The 17,514-nt window shown below is 71.8% G+C and carries 16 protein-coding genes and 1 tRNA gene; 8 read left to right on the top strand and 9 right to left on the bottom strand.

The genetic code is table 11. From position 1 onward, the window contains the following. Nucleotides 1-267: 267 nt before the first annotated feature. From thrB to ACH41F_RS27040, 6 genes are all read right to left on the bottom strand, one after another. Nucleotides 268-1,197 (bottom strand): homoserine kinase, encoded by a 930-nt coding sequence (gene thrB / locus ACH41F_RS27065; RefSeq protein WP_398837852.1) that lies wholly within the window; start codon nt 1,195-1,197, stop codon nt 268-270. Nucleotides 1,198-1,479: 282 nt separating this feature from the next. Continuing rightward, nucleotides 1,480-2,538, bottom strand: coding sequence for a threonine synthase (gene thrC / locus ACH41F_RS27060; protein ID WP_391232777.1), 1,059 nt, complete (start codon nt 2,536-2,538; stop codon nt 1,480-1,482). Between the two features lie 6 nt (nt 2,539-2,544). Continuing rightward, entirely contained in the window at nt 2,545-3,837 is a 1,293-nt protein-coding gene (locus ACH41F_RS27055; RefSeq protein WP_391232778.1) for a homoserine dehydrogenase, read from the bottom strand. A 146-nt stretch (nt 3,838-3,983) separates the two neighbouring features. Continuing rightward, entirely contained in the window at nt 3,984-5,375 is a 1,392-nt protein-coding gene (lysA, locus tag ACH41F_RS27050) for a diaminopimelate decarboxylase (protein WP_391232780.1), read from the bottom strand. A gap of 28 nt (nt 5,376-5,403) precedes the next feature. Further along, the gene (nrtL, locus tag ACH41F_RS27045; RefSeq protein ID WP_391232781.1) at nt 5,404-6,684 is read right to left on the bottom strand and encodes an ArgS-related anticodon-binding protein NrtL; all 1,281 of its coding nucleotides are present in this window, start codon (nt 6,682-6,684) and stop codon (nt 5,404-5,406) included. A gap of 156 nt (nt 6,685-6,840) precedes the next feature. Next, nucleotides 6,841-7,377 (bottom strand): response regulator, encoded by a 537-nt coding sequence (locus tag ACH41F_RS27040; RefSeq protein ID WP_391232782.1) that lies wholly within the window; start codon nt 7,375-7,377, stop codon nt 6,841-6,843. Nucleotides 7,378-7,561: 184 nt separating this feature from the next. On the opposite strand from ACH41F_RS27040, the gene ACH41F_RS27035 reads away from it, so the two are divergent. Next, nucleotides 7,562-7,633, top strand: a tRNA-Arg gene (locus tag ACH41F_RS27035). A 95-nt stretch (nt 7,634-7,728) separates the two neighbouring features. Here ACH41F_RS27035 and ACH41F_RS27030 read toward each other — a convergent pair. Together ACH41F_RS27030 and ACH41F_RS27025 are read right to left on the bottom strand one after the other, a co-directional pair. Then, entirely contained in the window at nt 7,729-8,322 is a 594-nt protein-coding gene (locus ACH41F_RS27030; RefSeq protein WP_398837849.1) for a hypothetical protein, read from the bottom strand. A 31-nt stretch (nt 8,323-8,353) separates the two neighbouring features. Then, the gene (locus tag ACH41F_RS27025) at nt 8,354-9,421 is read right to left on the bottom strand and encodes a Ku protein (RefSeq protein ID WP_391232810.1); all 1,068 of its coding nucleotides are present in this window, start codon (nt 9,419-9,421) and stop codon (nt 8,354-8,356) included. 52 nt (nt 9,422-9,473) lie between these two features. Here ACH41F_RS27025 and ligD point away from each other — a divergent pair, with 52 nt between their 5' ends. Beyond that, nucleotides 9,474-10,358: a non-homologous end-joining DNA ligase gene (ligD, locus tag ACH41F_RS27020; protein WP_391232812.1), complete on the top strand. Its 885-nt coding sequence runs from the start codon at nt 9,474-9,476 to the stop codon at nt 10,356-10,358. Nucleotides 10,359-10,532: 174 nt separating this feature from the next. Here the strand turns inward: ligD and ACH41F_RS27015 are convergent, their stop codons facing one another. Continuing rightward, a complete protein-coding gene (locus ACH41F_RS27015; protein WP_391232813.1) occupies nt 10,533-11,339 on the bottom strand; it encodes a nuclease-related domain-containing protein in 807 nt (268 codons plus the stop codon). Nucleotides 11,340-11,579: 240 nt separating this feature from the next. On the opposite strand from ACH41F_RS27015, the gene ACH41F_RS27010 reads away from it, so the two are divergent. From ACH41F_RS27010 to ACH41F_RS26985, 6 genes are all read left to right on the top strand, one after another. Next, the gene (locus ACH41F_RS27010; RefSeq protein WP_391232814.1) at nt 11,580-12,377 is read left to right on the top strand and encodes a hypothetical protein; all 798 of its coding nucleotides are present in this window, start codon (nt 11,580-11,582) and stop codon (nt 12,375-12,377) included. Next, nucleotides 12,374-13,609, top strand: coding sequence for an ATP-binding protein (locus tag ACH41F_RS27005; RefSeq protein ID WP_391232815.1), 1,236 nt, complete (start codon nt 12,374-12,376; stop codon nt 13,607-13,609). The genes ACH41F_RS27010 and ACH41F_RS27005 overlap by 4 nt, the downstream gene beginning before the upstream one ends. 106 nt (nt 13,610-13,715) lie before the next feature. Continuing rightward, nucleotides 13,716-14,087, top strand: a complete 372-nt coding sequence (locus tag ACH41F_RS27000; RefSeq protein WP_391232816.1) for an SH3 domain-containing protein — start codon at nt 13,716-13,718, stop codon at nt 14,085-14,087. Between the two features lie 52 nt (nt 14,088-14,139). Next, a complete protein-coding gene (locus tag ACH41F_RS26995) occupies nt 14,140-15,501 on the top strand; it encodes an FtsW/RodA/SpoVE family cell cycle protein (RefSeq protein ID WP_391232818.1) in 1,362 nt (453 codons plus the stop codon). Further along, on the top strand, nt 15,498-16,955 hold the full coding sequence (locus tag ACH41F_RS26990) for a penicillin-binding transpeptidase domain-containing protein (RefSeq protein WP_398837847.1): 1,458 nt from the start codon (nt 15,498-15,500) through the stop codon (nt 16,953-16,955). The genes ACH41F_RS26995 and ACH41F_RS26990 overlap by 4 nt, the downstream gene beginning before the upstream one ends. A 45-nt stretch (nt 16,956-17,000) precedes the next feature. Continuing rightward, the gene (locus tag ACH41F_RS26985; protein WP_391232821.1) at nt 17,001-17,507 is read left to right on the top strand and encodes a DUF3291 domain-containing protein; all 507 of its coding nucleotides are present in this window, start codon (nt 17,001-17,003) and stop codon (nt 17,505-17,507) included. The last annotated feature ends 7 nt before the right edge of the window (nt 17,508-17,514 follow it).

The following is a 17,514-nucleotide window of genomic DNA, read 5'->3' as shown; positions in this document are numbered from 1 at the left end:
CAGAGCAGCGACACCGACTGTCTGTGTCACGTGGCTCGGTCGCACCGGTTCCGGAGCGTGCCCGGCAAGTCGCTCAGTGCTCGCGTACGAGGTACTGCCCGCGTACGTCGTACGAAACACAGTGCGGCTTGGGAGGCTCCCGGAAGAATGTCTGTCCCGGACGGGGACGTGAAGCACCTCGCCATGGTGGGGTCGGGTGCAGACTTGAGATTAACACTACCGGATCCAACAAACATTCCCCCTCTCCAAATCCGGCAACCGCCGGCTTCAGATGTCCGTCGTGGAGCTGAGCGGCAGCACGCTCGCGCCGTGTGTGTCGAGGTCGAGCCTGTTCGCGGCCCATCCCTCGCCCGCCAGATGGGCCACCTTGTCCGCGCTGTCCTCGTCGACCAGTGCCAGAACGGTGGGCCCGGCTCCGGAGATCACGGCCGGAACCCCGTCCGCCCTCAAGCGCTCCACTAGCGCGGCGCTCTCCGGCATGGCCGGAGCCCGGTAGTCCTGGTGCAACCGATCCTCGGTCGCGGGCAGCAGCAGGTCGGGGCGCCGGGTGAGGGCCTCGACGAGCAGGGCGGCGCGGCCCGCGTTGGCGGCGGCGTCCACGTGCGGCACGGTACGCGGCAGGAGGCCGCGCGCGGTCTCCGTCAGCACCGGCTTCCCCGGTACGAAAACCACCGGAACGATGGAATCGCCGGGCTCCAGCCTGGTCGCCCGCGCGGCGCCGGCCTCCATCCAGGCGATGGTGAAGCCGCCGAGCAGACACGGGGCGACGTTGTCGGGGTGGCCCTCGATCTCGGTCGCGAGCTCCAGCAGCGCGGCGTCGTCGAGCCTGGACTCGCCGCCTATGGTCACGGCGCGCGCGGCGACGATGCCGGCGCAGATGGCGGCGGAGGAGGAGCCGAGCCCGCGCCCGTGCGGGATGCGGTTGGCGCACACGATCTCCAGGCCGCGCGGCTGTCCGCCGAGCAGGTCGAAGGCGGTGCGCAGGGACCGTACGAGCAGGTGCTTCTCGTCGCGTGGGAGGGTCTCGCTGCCCTCACCCGCGATGTCGATGTGCAGCCCGGAGTCGGCCACCCGGACGACGACGTCGTCGTGGAGCCCCAGCGACAGGCCGAGGGCGTCGAAGCCCGGGCCGAGGTTGGCGCTGGTGGCGGGGACGCGCACCCGGACGGCGGCGGCGCGGAACGCTGGACCGGCCATCGCTCGATGACTCTCCTTGAGCTGCGTGATTGTCGAATGACATTCGATACGTACGGGGAGACCCTCGGGTCGCGGAGATGACGCGACTCCCGGCCATGCGCGGGGGCATATGCGGCGGGCGGGTTCGGTACAGCCTATCGAAGGAAGGTTCTGTGGCGACATAGGGCGCACAGGAGGCGCACGATGCGTGTCGTAAGCCCCCTGTGCACCCCCTGCGGAGATGCCGCTCCAGGGACGACGTCCCGGAGAGGTCGCTCCGGGGACGTCGTCCCGGTGATGCCCTTACACGAGGCCGAGGCGCTCGGCGGCCGTGGCCGCGTCGACCGGGACGGTGACCGGCTGCGGGGCGCCGGCGACGGCCCAGTCGGGGTCCTTCAGGCCGTTGCCCGTGACGGTGCAGACGATGCGCTGCCCCGGGTCGACCTTGCCCTGCTCGGCGGCCTTCAGCAGACCGGCCACCGACGCGGCGGAGGCGGGCTCCACGAACACGCCCTCCTGCGCAGCCAACAGCCGGTAGGCGCGCAGGATCTCACGGTCCGTCACCTCGTCGATGAACCCGCCGGACTCGTCCCGCGCCGCGAGGGCGTGGTGCCAGGAGGCCGGGTTGCCGATACGGATGGCGGTGGCGATCGTCGAGGGGTCCTTGACGACCTCGCCGCGCACGATCGGGGCGCTGCCGGACGCCTGGAAACCCCACATACGGGGGGTCCTGGTGGCGACACCGTCGGCGGCGTACTCCTTGTAGCCCTTCCAGTACGCGGTGATGTTGCCCGCGTTGCCGACCGGGAGGACGTGGATGTCGGGCGCGTCGCCGAGCATGTCGACGATCTCGAACGAGGCCGTCTTCTGGCCCTCGATACGCACCGGGTTGACCGAATTGACCAGCGCCACCGGGTAGTTGTCGCTGAGCGCCCGGGCGAGGGTGAGGCAGTCGTCGAAGTTGCCGTCGACCTGGAGGATCTTCGCGCCGTGCACGAGGGCCTGGCCCATCTTGCCGAGCGCGATCTTGCCCTGCGGCACGAGCACGGCACAGACCATGCCGGCGCGCACCGCGTACGCGGCGGCCGAGGCGGAGGTGTTGCCGGTGGAGGCGCAGATGACCGCCTTGGCACCCTCCTCCTTGGCCCGGGTGATGGCCATGGTCATACCGCGGTCCTTGAAGGACCCGGTCGGGTTGGCGCCCTCCACCTTGAGGTGGACCTCGCAGCCCGTGCGCTCGGAGAGCACCTGCGCGGGCACGAGGGGCGTGCCGCCCTCGCGGAGCGACACGACCGGCGTGGTGTCGGAAACCGGCAGCCGGTCCCGGTACTCCTCGATGATTCCGCGCCACTGGTGGGTCATTGCTGGTTACTCTCCTTCAACCCGCATGATGCTGGCGACACCGCGCACGGTGTCGAGCTTGCGCAGCGCCTCGACGGTCCCGTTCAGGGCGGCGTCGGACGCGCGATGGGTCACGACGACGAGAGAGGCCTCGCCGTCCTTGCCCGTCTGGCGAACCGTATCGATGGACACCCCGTGCTCGGCGAACACGGTGGCCACCTGGGCGAGAACACCCGGTTTGTCCGCCACGTCGAGGCTGATGTGGTACCGCGTGAAGACCTCGCCCATGCCCGAGACGGGCAGGGCGGCGTACGCGGACTCGCCGGGACCGGTCGCGCCGTTGAGCCGGTTGCGGCACACGGCGACGAGGTCGCCGAGGACTGCGGAGGCGGTCGGGGCGCCACCGGCACCGGGACCGTAGAACATCAGCTGGCCGGCCGCGTCGGACTCCACGAACACGGCGTTGTACGCGCCGCGCACGGAGGCCAGCGGGTGGCTCAGCGGGATCATCGCGGGGTGCACGCGCGCGGTGACGGAGCCGCCGTCCCCGGCGCGCTCGCAGATGGCGAGCAGCTTGATGGTGCAGCCCATGTTCTTCGCGGAGGCGAAGTCGGCGGCGGTGACCTCGGTCATGCCCTCGCGGTAGACGTCGTCGAGGCGCACGCGCGTGTGGAAGGCGATACCGGCCAGGATGGCGGCCTTGGCGGCGGCGTCGAAGCCCTCGACGTCGGCGGTCGGGTCGGCCTCGGCGTACCCGAGGGCGGTGGCCTCGTCGAGGGCCTCCTGGTAGCCGGCCCCGGTGCTGTCCATCTTGTCGAGGATGAAGTTGGTCGTCCCGTTGACGATCCCGAGGACCCGGTTGACCTTGTCGCCGGCGAGGGACTCGCGCAGCGGGCGGATCAGCGGGATGGCACCGGCAACGGCGGCCTCGTAGTAGAGGTCCGCGTCATGGTCCTCCGCGGCCGCGTGCAGGGCGGCGCCGTCCTGGGCGAGGAGCGCCTTGTTGGCGGAGACGACGGAGGCGCCGTGCTCGAAGGCGGTGGTGATGAGGGAGCGGGCGGGCTCGATGCCGCCGATGACCTCGACGACGACGTCGATGTCCCCGCGTTTGACGAGGGCGGTCGCGTCGGTGGTGACCAGTTCGGCCGGGATGCCCTCCCGCACCTTGGAGGGCCGTCGTACGGCGACACCGGCGAGCTCGACGGGGGCGCCGATCCGGGCGGCGAGGTCGTCGGCGTGCGTCGTCATGATGCGCGCCACCTCTGAGCCGACAACCCCACAGCCCAGCAGCGCCACCTTCAGCGGACGCGTACGCATCATCCGACCTCGTTTCCTCATACCGTCTACGGTGGGACCAGTCTCACTCACCGGACGGGAGTTTCTACCCTTCGTCCGGATCGTGAGACATCTATTTCATTTGTACGGGGGTGGAAGACAGGAGATCTTCCACCCCTCGGTCACGGGCCTCACCCGACGTCGAGGCGGAGGAGGTCCTCCTCCGTCTCCCGCCGGACGATGACACGCGACTCCCCGTCGTGCACGGCGACGACGGGCGGCCGCAGCACGTGGTTGTAGTTGCTGGCCATGGACCGGCAGTACGCACCCGTGGCCGGCACGGCGACGAGGTCGCCCGGCGCGATGTCGGCCGGCAGGAACGCGTCCTTGACCACGATGTCCCCGCTCTCGCAGTGCTTGCCGACGACCCGGGCCAGCATCGGCTCCGCGTCCGAGGTCCGCGACACCAGCGCGACGCTGTACTCGGCGTCGTACAGCGCGGTGCGGATGTTGTCGGACATGCCGCCGTCGACGGAGACGTAGGTGCGCAGACCGTCGAGGCGCTTGGTGGTGCCGACCTCGTAGAGCGTGAAGGCGGTCGGCCCGACGATGGCGCGCCCGGGCTCGACGGAGACACGGGGCGTGCGGAGCTTGGCGGCGTCGCACTCACGGCTGACGATCTCCGTCAGCGCCTTGGCGATCTCGTGCGGTTCGCGGGGGTCGTCGTCGGAGGTGTACGCGATCCCGAGCCCGCCGCCGAGGTCGATCTCGGGCAGCTCGACCCCGTGCTCGTCACGGATGTCCTTCAGCAGCCCGACCACCCGGTGCGCCGCGACCTCGAACCCGGACATGTCGAAGATCTGCGAGCCGATGTGGGAGTGGATCCCGATGAGTTCGAGCGAGTCGAGCTGGAGCGCGCGCCGCACGGCCTCCGCCGCCTGCCCGCCGGCCAGCGGGATGCCGAACTTCTGGTCCTCGTGGGCGGTGGCGATGAACTCGTGCGTATGCGCTTCCACGCCGACGGTGACCCGGATCTGGACGCGCTGCCGGGTGCCGAGTTCCTGGGCGATGTGGGCGACGCGCACGATCTCCTGGAAGGAGTCGAGCACGATGCGCCCGACGCCCTCGCCGATGGCCCGGCGGATCTCTTCCTTGGACTTGTTGTTGCCGTGGAAGGCGATGCGGTCGGCGGGCATGCCGGCGGACAGGGCGGTGGCCAGCTCGCCACCGGAGCAGACGTCGAGGTTGAGCCCCTCCTCGTGCAGCCAGCGCACGACGGCACGGGACAGGAAGGCCTTGCCGGCGTAGAAGACGTCGGCGTCCGCGCCGAAGGCCGACCGCCAGGCCCGCGCCCGGGCCCGGAAGTCGGCCTCGTCGACGACGTAGGCGGGCGTGCCGTACTGCTCGGCGAGGGTCTTCACGTCGATGCCGCCGACGGTGACGACACCGTCGTCGTCACGGCCGACCGTCTGGGCCCAGACCTTGGGGTCCAGGGTGTTGAGGTCGGCCGGCGGGGCGGAGTAGTGCCCCTCGGGAAGGACGTCGGCGTGACGGGGCCCGGCGGGGTGTGCGGAACGGCTCATCTTCTTGGCTGACTCTCTGTTCGCGGTCTCAGAGGTGTTCGGGGGCGTCGATGCCGAGCAGGGTCAGGCCACCGGCCAGCACCGTCCCGGCGGCTTCGGCGAGGGCGAGCCGGGCACGGTGGGCGGCCGAGGGTTTCTCGTCACCGCGCGGAAGGACCATGGGCACGAACGCGAGGGTGGCGTCGGCGACACCGACAAGATGCCGGGCAAGCCGATCCGGGGCACGGTGCGCGGCGGCTTGGGCGAGGACGCGGGGGTGGTCGGCGAGGGTGGTGGTGAGGGCGGTGGCGAGGGCGGCGGTGGTGTCCTCGGGGTGGCCCGGGGCTTGTGCGCCGTCCGGCAGTAGGTCGGTGAGGGCGGTGGTGGTGCCCTCGGGCTCGTCCGCGGCTTGCGCGCCGTGCGGCAGTACGTCGTCGGCGTGGCCCTGGGTGTCGAATCCCAGGTCGGCAGCGTTGCGGGTGAGCGCCCGGGTGCGGGCGTAGGCGTAGCGGACGCGGAAGAGAGGGTTGCTCTCGCGCTGAACGAGGTGCGGCACGGGCTGCGCGCCACCGACGCGGGGCAGGTCGTGGGCGGCGGGATACAGAAGCGCCCAGCGAGCGGCGTCGCGACCGAGGGGGGTCGGGTCGGCCGGGGCGGGGGCCGGACGGAGGGTGACGTCGAGGGGGGAGGGGGTGTGGGGGGCGCCGGGGGTGTCGTAGGCGTCTGGGGTGTCGGTGGCGTCGACCTCTGCGCCCAGGACGTCGGTCCACTCCGGCTCGGGGCGGGCCGCGCAGGAGGTGCGGACGAGGGCGCCCTGGGAGCGGAGGATGCGGGCGGCGGCGTCCATCACGACGACGGCGCGGACCTCGTGGGGCGCGTGCAGCCGCACGAGCTGCCCGGTGGGGTGGTCGACCCAGCCGTACCGAGGCCCTCGTCGCCGGATCTCCTGGACGAGGGCGGCGGAGGCGTGGCCCGCGCTACGGAGGCTGATGTTGAGGAATCCGGGGCCGGTGATGGTGACGTCGGCGATACCGGTGGGGTCGACAGGGTCCGTGTCGTCCGGGGCGCCGGCGGGGCCGGTCCTGTCGTGGGCGCCGGAAGGGCCGGCGAGTTCGAGCAGGTGGGACCGGAGGATCTCGGCGACCTCTGTGGGGGGCCGTCCGGCGGGCCGGGCGAGCTGGAGGGCGATGTTGGTGGCGTAGTCACCGCACCCACCGGGCCCCGGGCGCGTGACGACGGCCCGTCCGGGCACGGTCACCCGCAGTTCCCCACCGTCGACAGCGCGACGGACCGCGCGCAGCACGGTACGGGAGAGCTCGACGGGGGTCACGGGACAAGCGTATGGGAGGAGGGGGGTGGGGAGGCGAGTCGGTTACGCGGAAGGTCCGGGATGTGGACGGTGGGTGGGCTGAGGGTGGGGGTAGGGGGAGCCGGGGCCGGCCTGCGGCAGCGGGGCAGGGCGCCAGGGCCAGCGAGGTCAGCGGGGTCAGCCGCTGGTGCGACCGGCCGTGTGGCCTGCGGCGGTCTCACCCTCGCCGCTGCCGAGGACGCCCTCGAGGACGTCACCCCCATCGCCGTCCCCGTCACCGTCGCAGTCGGGGTCGGGCTCAGGGTCGCCGCTGTCGTCCCGCGCGGACGGCCCGCCGTGCTTGCGCTCGATCAACTGCCGTACCAGCCCCACCAGTTCGGAAGGTTCGAAGGGCTTGGCGAGAAAGGCGTCGACGCCGACGTCGAGTCCGCTCTCCACCTCGTGCTGGGTGCAGGCGCTGACGATGGCAAGAGGAAGGTCACGGGTCCGAGGATCGGAACGCAACCGCGCGGCGGTCCGAAGCCCATCAAGTCGGGGCATAACGACATCGAGGGTGACCACGTCGGGGCGTACCTGATGCACCACATCCAGACACTCGGCACCATCAGCCGCGGTCACGACCTCGATGCCCTCCAGCTCGAGATTGACCCTGATCAGCTGCCGGATGACCTTGTTGTCGTCCACAACAAGCACCCGGCCCGAAGTGCCTGGCACAACTCGAGAGTAGGTCCGGACCGGCCACCGCGTCCGGGTTTTACCGACTTCCGCCCCGCGCGAGCGAACACCACCGAGATCACCGCCCGCGCGGAGGCCCCCGCACCCCGGGTAAACCCGTTCATGAACACCCCGGCAGAGCTGGTAGTGTTCTACCCGTCGCGGCGAGCAACCCGCCCGACACGCCCCCGTAGCTCAGGGGATAGAGCAACGGCCTCCGGAGCCGTGTGCGCAGGTTCGAATCCTGCCGGGGGCACCTTGATTTAGGTGCCCAAAGACCCCGTCACCAGCGGAAACGCTGAGGCCGGGGTCTTTGCGTATGTGCGGGCAGGCCCGGGAGCGGTGTCCGCATCAGGTTTCGTCGTCGGGCTCGTCCTCGTGTTGCCAGGTCCGGGGCCAGTTGCCGGACGGGGGAGGTGGGCCTGCGATGTCGAGGTCGCGTCGGGCGAGGGTGTAGAAGGTGTCGCGGGCTCGGCTCACCTGCTGTAGGGCCCTTGTCCATCCCGTGGGGTCTTCTTTCAGGCCGCGTGCGTACAGCTCGGCGTTCCATACCGCTTCGTGCCACTTGCGTGCCGCCCCGATCGTTTCCGCGTCGCCGATCAGCAGCACGGATTCCCACTCCGCCGCACGCCGTACCTCATTCTCGGCGAGCTGCGTCATGCCCTGTTCCAGATCCAGCGGGTCCACCGCATGCGGGAACCCTCGTGTCGCGCCCATGCGTTGGGCAACGCTCAGCTGCTGTTTCAAGGTGTTGGCGTAGGACGCGTACGCCTCCAGCCTCCTCTCGTCCCACCGCTCAGCTCTGCCTCGTCGCCAACGGCTCCGCTCGGTGATGTTCGTCGCCACGTAGGAGCTCGCCGCTCCGACCACGACACCCAGCAGCGCCGGCACCTGCTCCCACAACGCCAACTCCCCCCAGCCTGAGTCGATCTCAGTGGGGGACACAGTGCCCTACTCAGGGGCTCCGGACCAGGTGTCACGCCGAGCGCTTGCGGGCCGTTGCCTTCTTCGCTGCCGTCTTCTTCGCTGCTGTCTTCTTCGCCGCCGATTTCGTTGCCGTCGACTTGGTCGCCGTGGATTTCGTCGACGTCGACTTCGTCTTCTTCGCCGTGGAGCCGGCCGTCGACTTCTTCGTCGAGGCCGTCGTCTTCTTGGCGGTGCTCCGCCCGCTCGCCGTCGTCTTCTTGCCGGCGGACTGCTTGGGGGACGTCCGGGCCGAGGTGCGTCGGGGGAGGTGGGTGACCTCCGCCGGTTCCTCGCCGCGGGACTCCTTCGCGTCGCGCACGCTCTTCTCCAGGGCGGCCATGAGATCGAGGACCTTGCCGCCCTGGGACGCTTCCGGGGCCTCGGGGGGCGTCTCGCCGGCGGCCTTCGCGGCGACCACCTCCTCCAGGGCCTCGCGGTACTCGTCGTGGAGGTCCTCCAGGTCGATCTCGCCCAGGGTGTCCATGAGGGCGTCCGCGAGGTCGAGCTCCTTGTCGTTCACCGTCACCTTGGTGTCCGGAGCCACGCCCTGCGGCGCTCGGACCTCGTCCGGCCACAGCAGGCCGTGCATGGCGATGGCGTCGTCCACCACCCGCAGCATGCCGAGCCGCTCCTTGCCGCGGAGGGCGAACTTCGCGATCGCGACCTTGTGGCTGCGTTTGAGCGCCTCCCGCAGCAGGGTGTACGGCTTCGCTGCGGGCGCGCCGCCGGCCGCCAGGTAGTACGCCGCGTCCATCTGGAGGGGGTCGATGCGGTCGGCGGGTACGAAGGCGACGATCTCGATGGTCCTGGCGGTGGGGAGGGGAAGGTGGGCCAGGTCCTCGTCGGTGATCGGGATGATCGTGCCGTCGGCGTCCTCGTAGCCCTTGCCGATCTCCGCGCTGCTGACCTCCTTCTCCTCCAGCTCGCAGACCTTGCGGTACCGGATGCGGCCGCCGTCCTCCAGATGGATCTGGCGGAAGGAGATCGAGTGGCTCTCGGTGGCGTTGACCAGCTTGATGGGGATGCTGACCAGGCCGAACGAGATGGCGCCGTTCCATATGGATCGCACGAGCAGCACCCTTCCGCGCAATAAGGACGATATCCACCCATTTCCATGGGATTCTCATCGTATGACGCCGATCACCGAGGTGGACGGGCGCCGACTCGCGCTCAGCAATCTGGACAAGGTGCTGTATCCGGCGACCGGCTTCACCAAGGGCGAGGTGCTGCACTACTACGCGACCGCCGCCGACGCCCTGCTGCCCCATCTGCGGGACCGTCCCGTGTCCTTCCTGCGCTATCCGGACGGCCCCGACGGTCAGGTGTTCTTCGCCAAGAACGTGCCGCCCGGTACGCCCGACTGGGTCACCACCGCCGAGGTGCCCCGCTCGGAGGGGCCGGCGCGGATGGTGCTGGTACAGGACCTGGCGAGTCTGATGTGGGCGGCGAACCTGGTGACCGAGTTCCACACGCACCAGTGGGTCGTCCAGGACCCGACCAAGGCCGACCGGCTCGTCCTCGACCTCGACCCCGGCCCGCCCGCCACCGTCGTGCACTGCTGCGAGGTCGCGCTGTGGCTGCGGGACCGGCTCGCCGAGGACGGGATCGCGGCGTACGCGAAGACCTCCGGGTCCAAGGGGCTGCATCTGGTCGCCGCCCTCCGGCCGACCGCCTCCTCCGAACGGGTGAGTGAGTACGCGAAGGAGCTCGCCGTCGCCGCGGAGCGGGCCATGCCCGGGCTCGTCGTGCACCGGATGACCAAGAGCCTGCGGCCCGGGAAGGTCTTCGTCGACTGGAGTCAGAACGCCGCCCGGAAGACCACGGCCACCCCCTACACCCTGCGGGCCCGGCGGGAGCCCACCGTCTCCGCGCCCGTGACCTGGGAGGAGGTCGAGCAGTGCGCCTCACCCCGGCAGCTCACCTTCCTCGCACCGGACCTCGCGCCCCGGCTCCGGGACCACGGTGACCTGCTCGCCCCCCTGCTCGACACCGCGCACGCCGCCGAGCTGCCGTAGCTCCGCCTCCTGGCCGGCAAGGCGATCGGCGCTGCCCAGCTGCCCTAGCTCCGCCCTCTGGCCGGCAAGGCGATCGGCGCCGCCCAGCCGCCGTAGCCTCGCCTCCTGGCCGGTAAGGCGGTCGGCGCCGCCCAGCCGCCGCCGCACCACCGGAGCCGTCCGCGGCCCGACGAGTCACCCGCCGTCGAGCCAGGTCCGACGGTCCCGCGCCATCGCGTGCAGCGCCTCCACGTCCGCCGGTTTGAGCACCCCGCCGAGCCGGGCCAGGCTCTCCAGCTCCGTGTCCTGAAGGACGCGGACCTCGCGGAGCGGGGCGGTGATCCGCACCTCCGTCGCGCCGACGAGGGCGAGGACGGGGCGGACCTCGGCGGTCAGGGCGTACGAGGCGCGGCCGGCGTCGGCGCGGACGCGGCGCAGCAGCGGCTCGGGGTCCCGGCGGCCCAGGGTGACCATGGGGTCGGCGACCGTCACCCGCTGCTTGCGGGCGTGGAGCGTGTGGATGGAGAAGAGGCCGCCGGGTCCGATGGCCAGGTGGTGGACGCGGTCGCCGCCGGGTAGCGGGACCGAGTGCAGGGCGTGCCAGCCGGCGCCGTCCAGCCGGTCCAGGGCCTCCCCCACCGTCTGCTCGGCCAGCAGGGCCCTGCGGCGCGGGTCCGGGCGGAGCCGGTGCGGCGGGCCGGGGTCGCGGTCGAGGGCGACCTGGAGGGCCTCGCCTGGGCGGTTGGGCGCCAGGTCGTCGTCGGGGTGGAGGGTGAGCCGGGCGAGTTCGGCCGGGGTCGGCACCGGGGGCGGGCCGACCGCCACGGGGCCTGTCAGGAACGGTCCGAGCGCCCGTAGTACGTCGTCCCTGCGCTCCTCGCTGAGCAGGTTGATCCGGGCCGCCTCACGGTCGTACCAGGCGACGTTCCTCCCGTCCGTCCGGCACACGTAGAGCCGCTCCTGGCCGTGCCGCCAGGTCGGTATGACGCGCAGTCCGTTCATGCACCATCACCCCTTGACCATGGGAACAGGCGCGGCGCTCCAGGGGCAAGAAGGCGGTTACCTTTGGGGACAGTCGGGTGGGCGAGACCGACCCGCCGGGAGCGTGCCGTACCCTCCCACCCCACCGGTGCGCAAAAGGGACTTCCGTACGAATAAGGTGTACGGGCCGGTCGGCATCACCCCGCTCGACCCCGAACGGCCCCACCCGGCCCACCCGGCCCCGTCCGCCCCTGGAGCACAGTGCCACGCCCCGCCCGTACCGCCGCCGCCGCAGCTCTCGTGCTGGCGACCGTCGCGGGCTGCGGTGACGCGGGCGGGCTGGTCGGGGCGGGGCCGACCTCGACGGCGACGAGTCCGGCCCGGCTGTGGCCGGATCTGGCCCCCGCGTCCAGTCCCGCCTGGAACTACGACGACGGCGAGTCCGAGGTGATGAAGGGCGTCACTGCGCCGGGCGACGACGTCCGCGCGGTGGATCCGGTGGCCGTCGTGAAGGCGGAGATCGCCCAGCACCCGGACGAGTACACGGGCTCCAAGGCGCCGTACTACGAGACCGCCCGCCGGATGGCCGACTGCGGGGAAAAGCCGTCGGGCGGCGGGTGCCCCGTGCTCAAGGCGTACTTCCGGGATCTCACCGGCGACGGGCGCGAGGACCTGACGCTGGGTTTCCGGCTGCTGCCGGGCAACCAGACGGCGGTGCGCGTCTACACCTTCGAGCGTGGCCGGCTGGTCCAGGTGATGGCCAACGACGACGCGGTGAGCGGGGTCGAGCTGGCCGGGCGCTCCGTGATCATCCACGCGCCCTCCGACCTGGCCGACTACGAGTACCGGTTCCAGTGGACCTGGGACCCGGACCAGCGCGTCATGCTGCTCACGCGCGACGAGATGCTGCGCGTCGGCAGCGGGCCCTCGGCGCACCCCACACGCGGCGCGAACCCGACACACGGCACGGGCACGGGCGCGGACACCGGCACAGGCACAGGCACGGACACCGTCCCGCCGCACACCGAGGCCCCCTCCCCCTCCGCGAGCCCCCGATGAGACCCGCCCTCCCCCGCTGGGCCGGCACCCTCGCCGTGAAGGCCGCTCTCTTCATCACGGTGATGTGCTGCGCGCTCGCCGCCCTGCTCGGTGTCCTGGTGCATGTCTCGGTGACCGACCAGACCGTCGGCCAGGCCCGCGACCTCGCCCTCCAGCGCCTGGACGACGCGACCTCGGCGTACCAGGCCGGGGACTCCCTGGGCCCGTTCGCGGGGGTCGATCCGCCGGGGCTGCCGGACTCCCTGCGGGCGCTGGCCGTCGCGGGCGAGCGGGGCACGATGGTCGCGGGTCGGGACGGCTATCCCACGATGTGGGCGGCCGGCCCCGCCGACGGTGACCGCGCCCTCGCGGTCCGGGTCGACTACCGGCAGCAGGCCCACACCATCGCCGCCCTCGACCGGTCGATCCTGTGGTCCTCGGCGCTGGCGATCGGGGCGACGCTGCTGGTGGGCGCGTTCGCGGTGACCCGGGTGACACGGCGGCTGCACGCCACCGCGCGGGTGGCCCGCCGGATCAGCGCGGGCGACCTGGACGCGCGCGTCGACGATCCGCGCACCAAGGATCCGTCGCGGCCGCAGGACGAGGTGGCCGCCGTCGCCGCGGCGCTGGACTCCATGGCGGCCTCGCTCCAGGGCAAGCTGCTGAGCGAGCAGCGGTTCACCGCGGACGTGGCGCACGAGCTGCGGACGCCGCTGACGGGGCTGCACGCGGCGGCGGAACTGCTGCCGCCCGGGCGGCCGACGGAGCTGGTGCGGGACCGGGTGGGGGCGCTGCGGACGTTGACCGAGGATCTGCTGGAGATCTCCCGGCTGGACACCGGGCGGGAGCGGCTGGATCTGGACACCGTGCCGCTCGGGGCCCTGGCCGAGCGGGTGGTGCGGGCCTCGGGGACCGACACCGAGGTGGCCGTCGTACGGGACGTGGCGGTGGAGACGGACCGGCGGCGGCTGGAGCGGGTGCTGGGGAATCTGGTGGCGAACGCGCATCGGCACGGGCGGGGGCCCGTGACGCTGACGGTCGACGGGCGGACCGTGACGGTGCGGGATCACGGGGAGGGGTTTCCGGAGTACCTGGTCGCGCACGGGCCGCAGCGGTTCCGGACGGAGGGGGGTGCGAAGGGGCACGGGCTGGGGCTGACCATCGCGCTCGGGCAGGCGGAGGTGCTGGGGGCGCGGCTGGCCTTCGAGAACGCCGCGGAGGGCGGGGCGGTCGCGACGCTGGTGCTGCCGTAGGTCCGTTCTTCCGTTCCCCTATGGCCCAGTTGGAAAGGCGGCGCGCGGACGGCGCTCCTAATGTGGCGATTAGTCAAGTTCGCCCGATACGTGGAGGTACTCCCCCATGTCCCTGCGCTCCCGTCTCCCCATAACCCTGGCCACCGGCGCCCTGCTCGCCGCGGCCGCCGCCACTCCCGCTGTCGCGAACGACGACTGGAGCGAGCAGCGCGGCAGCCAGGGTCAGTACCAGCAGCAGAAGCCCCGCCTCTACAAGGGCGTGGTCACGGCGAGCAGGCTGAATCTGCGCAGCGCGCCGAACCGCGGGTCGCAGATCATCCGGACCGCCCACAAGGGCGAGATCGTGCGGATCTACTGCAAGACCGGCGGCCAGACCGTCGGGGGCAACCCGCTGTGGTACCTCCTCACCGACGGCACCTGGGCCTGGGGTGCGGCCCGGTACATCGACAACATCGGGGCCGCGCCACGCTGGTGCTGACATCACGGGCAAAAAGGTAAGACAACCTGCACCATTTGGGTAAGTTCCGGACATGACCAAGGCCGGAACCACCGTGGCTCGAGCGGACACCCCCGCTCCCGCTGTGCGCCTCCCCCGGCGCCGTGGCATCGAACTCGCCCTCATCGTCCTCGCCGTCCTGCTCAGCGTGTACGGCTACTGCGACGTCGGCCTCGCCACCCACGGCACCGTCCCGCCCGGCGCCGCCGGTTACGGCGCCGGGCTCGGCGTGCTCGCGCTGGTGGCGCATCTCGCGGTCCGCTACCGGGCGCCGTACGCCGATCCGCTGCTGCTGCCCATCGGCGTCCTGCTCAACGGACTCGGTCTGGTCCTGATCTACCGGCTCGACCTGGAGACGCCCGGCGACCGGGCGGCCCCCGCCCAACTGGTGTGGTCCACGGTCGGGGTGGCCCTGTTCATCGTGACCGTGCTGCTGCTGCGCGACTACCGGGTGCTGCACCGCTACGCCTACGTCTGCGTGGCCGCCGCCCTCGTCCTGCTCACCCTCCCGGTCCTCTTCCCCTCCGTGAACGGTGCCCGGATCTGGATCCGGATCGCCGGATTCTCCATCCAGCCGGGCGAGTTCGCGAAGGTGCTCCTGGCGGTGTTCTTCGCGGCCTACCTCGCGGCCAACCGCAACGCGCTCGCCTACGCGGGCCGGCGCGTGTGGCGTCTGCAACTGCCCACCGGACGCGTCCTCGGCCCGATCGTCGCGATCTGGCTGCTGAGCGTCTGCGTCCTGGTGCTGGAACGCGATCTCGGCACCTCGCTGCTGTTCTTCGGCCTCTTCGTGGTCCTGCTCTACGTCGCCACCGGGCGCACCGGCTGGATCGCCGTGGGCCTGCTGCTGGCCTCCCTCGGCGCGGTCGCCGTCGGCTGGCTGGAGCCGCATGTGCACAGCAGGGTGGAGGACTGGCTGCACCCGTTCGCGTCGATCGAGGCCGGACAGGGCCCCAACCAACTGGCGCAGTCCCTCTTCTCCTTCGCCGCCGGGGGCACGCTCGGCACCGGGCTCGGACTCGGGCACTCCATCCTCATCGGCTTCGCCGCGAAGTCGGACTTCATCCTGGCGACGGCGGGCGAGGAACTGGGGCTCGCCGGACTGTCGGCGATCTTCCTCCTGTACGCCCTGCTGGTGGAGCGCGGCATCCGGGCGGGGCTGTCCCTGCGCGACCCCTTCGGGCGGCTGCTCGCGGTCGGGCTCGCCTCGATCGTGGCGCTCCAGGTGTTCGTCATCGCGGGCGGGGTGACCGGGCTGATCCCGCTGACCGGGATGGCGATGCCGTTCCTGGCGCAGGGCGGCTCGTCGGTCGTCACCAACTGGGCGATCGTGGCGCTGCTGATCCGGGTGAGCGACTCGGCCCGCAGCCAGTACGACGGGGAGGTGGCCCCGTGACCCGGTACATCCGGCGCGCCGCCTGCTTCTGCGCCCTGCTGCTCGTGGCGCTGCTCGTCAACGCCACCCGCGTCCAGGTCTTCGAGGCCCGGTCCTACGACGACAACCCGGCCAACCGCCGCTCCTCCATCGCCCGTTACAGCCAGCCGCGCGGCAACATCCTGGTCGGCGGCAGGGCGGTCACCGGCTCCCAGGACTCCGACGGTCGGCTGCGCTACGAACGGACGTACCGCAAGGGCCCGTTGTACGCGCCGGTGACCGGCTTCGCCTCGCAGCTGTACGGCACCACGTTCCTCGAGCACACCGAGGACGGCATCCTCTCGGGGGCCGACCCGATGCTGTCGGCGTTCCCGCTGTGGAACGACTTCACCCGGAGCCGGAGCCCCGGCGGGAACGTGGTGACCACCCTCGACGCGGACGCCCAGGAGGCCGCCTACGCCGGGCTGGCCGGCCGCAAGGGCGCGGTGGCGGCCGTCGAGCCGTCGAGCGGCCGGATCCTGGCCCTGGTGTCGAGCCCGTCGTACGACCCCGGTGTGCTGTCCGGGAACGGCGCGGTGGCGAAGCGGTCCTGGGTGGGGCTGAACGAGGACCCGGACCGGCCGATGCTCAACCGGGCGATCCGGCAGACCTATCCGCCGGGGTCGACCTTCAAGGTGGTCACCGCGGCGGCCGCGCTGGACGCGGGGGTGGTGACGGACGTGGACGAGCCGACCGACTCACCCGACCCGTACACCCTGCCGGGGACCAGGACCTCGCTGGTGAACGCGGCGACGGGGTGTGAGGACGCCTCGGTGCGGGCGGCCTTCGAGTGGTCCTGCAACACGGTGTTCGCCCGGCTGGGCGTCCGGGTGGGGGTGGCGGACATGGCGGCCACCGCGGCCGGGTTCGGCTTCAACGACCAGGGGCTGGGCATCCCGTTCTCGGTCGCCGAGAGCACCTTCGACGTCTCCGTCGACAAGGCGCAGCTCGCGCTGTCGTCGATCGGGCAGTACAACACCCGGGCCACGCCGCTCCAGATGGCGATGGTCTCGGCGGCCGTGGCCAACGGCGGGCAGCTGCGGGCGCCGTACCTGGTGGAGCGCACGACCCGGTCGAGCGGGACGACGGTCGCGACGTCCGGCACCCGTCCGGTGCGGCAGGCGATGCACCCCTCGACCGCGGTGCGGCTGAAGGAGCTGATGGAGGGCGTGGTGCGGGAGGGCACCGGCACCAACGCCGCGATCCCCGGCGCGACCGTCGGCGGCAAGACCGGCACCGCCCAGCACGGGGTCGGCAACTCCGGGACGCCGTACGCCTGGTTCATCTCCTGGGCGCAAGGGGAGCGCGACCTGGAGCCGAAGGTGGCGGTCGCCGTGGTGGTGGAGGACGCGGAGGCGGACCGGGGGGAGATCAGCGGCGGCGGGGACGCGGCGCCGATCGCGCGGGCGGTGATGGAGGCGGTTCTCAGGTCCTGAGACGGGCCTTCCACGCCGCCCGACTCCCGACCTACCGTTCGGTACATGACGTCAGCCGCAGCGTACGAACTCGCCCAGGTCAACATCTCCCGCCTCAGGTTCCCGCTGGACTCCCCGGAGTTGAAGGACTTCGTCGACGCCCTCGATCCGGTCAACGCCTCCGCGGAGGCCGCCGACGGCTATGTGTGGCGGCTTCAGTCCGAGGGGGGCGACGCGACCGACATCAAGGTCTTCGGCGACGACTGGCTGATCATCAACCTGACGGTGTGGCGGGACGCCGACGCGCTGACGGACTTCATGTACCGGGGGCGGCACCGCGAGATGCTCTCCCGGCGCCGCGAGTGGTTCGAGAAGGTGACGGAGGCGATGACGGCGCTGTGGTGGGTGCCGGCCGGCCACCGCCCGACGGTCGCGGAGGCCGAGTCCCGGCTGCTGCATCTGCGGGCCAACGGCCCGACGCCGTACGCCTTCACGCTGCGTACGTCCTTCCCGGCGCAGGGCGCGGAGCCGGTGGCCCTCACGGTGCCGGAGGACCTGGGCTGCGGGGTCTGACCGGGCG

The sequence above is a fragment of the Streptomyces sp. NPDC020489 genome (assembly GCF_044386545.1).
GTDB lineage: Bacteria > Actinomycetota > Actinomycetes > Streptomycetales > Streptomycetaceae > Streptomyces.
This window is presented reverse-complemented; position numbering and strand designations above follow the sequence as displayed.